The organism is Shewanella sairae (genome assembly GCF_023283535.1).
Taxonomy (GTDB): domain Bacteria; phylum Pseudomonadota; class Gammaproteobacteria; order Enterobacterales; family Shewanellaceae; genus Shewanella; species Shewanella sairae.
On the sequence record NZ_JAKILT010000142.1, the window covers coordinates 1 to 2342 of the forward strand.

Consider the following 2342-nt stretch of genomic DNA (forward strand, 5'->3'; position numbering starts at 1 on the left):
ACCGCTGGTCAAAGGGCATCAGAAACTGGGATGAAATCGGTGATGTGGAGTTAAACCCAGAGAACAAAAAAGAAGCAGCTTAACAGCTTAGGCGACAACTACCTTGAAAAACGCCGTCATAGCGCCAAATGAACTGAGTTTTATCATGTTCAGACGGTGAAGGGTCATAAAGGAACTTCTTTTCGTTTGGTGTTAAAGAGTTCTCTAACCGATAACCCTTAATCAAACTTTCAACTATTTCTTGCTCTAGACCTTCGGCTTTCACCGCAACTATCAAAAGCGTCATTGCTCGCATAGCAATATCTGTTTTATTACGAGCTAGCGCTTCATTTTCATCTTCTATGTAAGGAAGGTAATTATTTATTGGTACGCTATATTTGTTAAGGATTATCTCAGAACGCTGTTTTCTCTTTTCGGAGAGCTGGGACTCTTTTGTTTCCATCTTTTTAATATGTTCCTTACTTTCTTCAATGTCTGATGCAAGCACAGGCAAGCAAACATAGTAATCAAAGTAAATAGTATGATCTTCATCTTTGGTTAAGTACCTTAAAACACCTAACGCCTTTAGCAGCGGCTGCCTAAATTTGTTATGAGTTTTACTGATTTTGAAATACACGCTCTACAAGGCTTGCGCCTTTCTCCATGTATTGCCTTGTAGCAAAATCATCTATATCACTGAAACCAGATAACTCCATTAGTATTATGCTAGCAACTTCAATTAACTCATCATTCAGTTTTTGATTTTGAGCACCGTGCGCAATGATTATCTCAGTCAAGGATTCAGGCATATAGTCGGTCATAGATGCAGGAGGACCATCAATTAAATATTGATGACACTCTTCAGCTAACTTTTTATTTTCATTCTTAAAGAGGCTTCTTAACATTCCTTTTCCTTACTCATTACGCGCGCATAAAATGCAGCTAATGCTTGGCTAAAATTAGCGAAAAATGAGCTTCAGCCAAGCGTTTGACGTCATTTTGATGGGCTTGTTCAACACTCGGGATAAGGACGCGGCTGCGCGTGGCCTATCCTTATTCGTTAAGTTACCTGTTGCGCACTTCTACTCTAACATCAGGCGCATCTTCCCAATTAATTTGTTTAATGTCGGCTACACATGAAGAAGCAGTACGTGAACTTTTATATGAATTAATTCCTGAAACCAGCCCTTTATAGAACCAAATAACTCGATAATCATGATATCCAAAACCTGCGCCTGTTTGGCAATATTGCCATGCTTCATTGTCCCCCTTAAATTGACGATCATCGGGAACACCCATTACCGATGTAACTAACTCCTTGGAATCACCAGAGTTAACGAGTAATGCTTTCTTATCTAGTGAACCACATCCAGTAAGGAAAAAAGCAAAACTTAAAATTGCGACAAACTTCATTTGAACACCTTTGGTAACTTAACGCCCTGCTGGCTGAGTTTGTTAAGTGCATCAGAATATGCTGAAGCGATTCGTTGCGACATTTTTTCGTTCGGTAATTATTAAGTCACTAATTCCATACTTATCAAATTTTTCCAACAGCGGATCGGAGCCTTTATTAAGCTTTAGGGTCATTTCTTCATCATATAATGGAACAATACTAAAGAATTCGATTACTTTATCTTTACTAATTTCAAGGCTCCAGAATTCTTCTGGAACATTAACGGATGGAAGAATAATAGTTCCTGATAATTTGGTATTATCAGCAAAAGGCTCAGCAGGGTCGCCGTTTGGGATGGTGTGGCCCCAAGCTAGCCAAGTTTCAAACTTGTGGGGAAAACGAGCTAAAAACTTTAGTTGCCGTACAGGCCAATACCATTTTTCATCTTTAAATGATTCGTCGTCAATTTCCCAATTCTCTGGGAGAGTTACCATTAACTCCATATAGCGAGTTGAATTAACATCTTCGGGCACGCTCATCTGTAGATCACTCATGCCTGAAGTTACTAAGGTATGAAATGGTCTTTCTTTTGTGGGTTTTACATGATGTACATCTATATGCACGGTATCTGAGATTAACTCATGAAATACCATACTAACCTCGCCAATATGACGTTCTATATGGTCTGATATTTCTTCAATGCACTCTTCACCATTTGGAGCTTCCCATTCCTTCTCACCATCGGTATATCGGAATATAGGTGCCCCTGACATTGATACTATATTTTCATACTGGCTCATTCTTAGATTCTCCGATGTATATTTCGCTTAATGCCTTGTTAGATCGATAAATTGGTTACAATGTCGATAGCCACTCATTTTTAAAACCTTTTCTGGTAATTAATGCATGCGAAACGAGTATACCTATTATTGGTAATGTAAACATGGAGATTAAGGTAAGCACTACCCAT

4 protein-coding genes are annotated in these 2342 nt (G+C 38.7%); all 4 read right to left on the minus strand.

Annotation, left to right across the window (positions count from 1 at the left end):
• Positions 1–79: 79 nt before the first annotated feature.
• The 4 genes from L2748_RS23555 to L2748_RS23570 all read right to left on the minus strand — a co-directional run bounded on the left by L2748_RS23555 (position 80) and on the right by L2748_RS23570 (position 2172).
• The gene (locus L2748_RS23555) at positions 80–616 is read right to left on the minus strand and encodes a DUF4272 domain-containing protein (protein WP_220783493.1); all 537 of its coding nucleotides are present in this window, start codon (positions 614–616) and stop codon (positions 80–82) included.
• A complete protein-coding gene (locus L2748_RS23560) occupies positions 597–884 on the minus strand; it encodes a hypothetical protein (RefSeq protein ID WP_220783492.1) in 288 nt (95 codons plus the stop codon). The genes L2748_RS23555 and L2748_RS23560 overlap by 20 nt, the downstream gene beginning before the upstream one ends.
• A 160-nt stretch (positions 885–1044) precedes the next feature.
• The gene (locus tag L2748_RS23565; protein ID WP_220783491.1) at positions 1045–1392 is read right to left on the minus strand and encodes a hypothetical protein; all 348 of its coding nucleotides are present in this window, start codon (positions 1390–1392) and stop codon (positions 1045–1047) included.
• 51 nt (positions 1393–1443) lie between these two features.
• Positions 1444–2172: a suppressor of fused domain protein gene (locus L2748_RS23570; RefSeq protein ID WP_220783490.1), complete on the minus strand. Its 729-nt coding sequence runs from the start codon at positions 2170–2172 to the stop codon at positions 1444–1446.
• Positions 2173–2342: the final 170 nt, after the last annotated feature.